The following is a 437-nucleotide window of genomic DNA, read 5'->3' on the forward strand; positions in this document are numbered from 1 at the left end:
GCAATGCGAGGCTGGGAGCCGCGATTTCAACGCCTGATGTCGTCAGCCTGGGGCCATTCGCGGAAATCTTGGCCGCGAGCTTGCCATCCTTGGGGGTAAGGTCGATCGTGCCTTTCAGGGCTCCATCGGCCGTCTGGCCGGCAAGCTTTGCCAGGCTGGCAATATCGGGCAGATCGAAGGCAATTTGTCCTGACGGCAGGAAGGTGGTGTCGAGGCTGAGCGCGCCCGCAAAGCTGTTGGCGCCGATGTCGGTCCTGAGCGAAGGAATGGCGACCAGCCCGCCGTTCAACCGCGCTTCGGCTTCCGTCTTGATCGGTTGGCCGAGATAGGTCGCGGACAGCGTGATTTTCGCGCCAGGCTGTTTCAGGTCGAGCGACGGATTGGCGATTGTTGCGTCGATTGCCTGGAGCGCCTTGCCGGCGAAGGCGATCTCATCC

The 437-nt window shown here is 62.5% G+C and carries 1 protein-coding gene; it reads right to left on the reverse strand.

Going from position 1 to position 437, the window contains the following annotated elements; all coding sequences use genetic code 11:
• On the reverse strand, nucleotides 1-437 hold a 437-nt coding region (locus AC1D0P_RS29925), incomplete at both ends, for a hypothetical protein (RefSeq protein ID WP_477680050.1).

The organism is Polaromonas sp. P1_G2, from assembly GCF_056405515.1.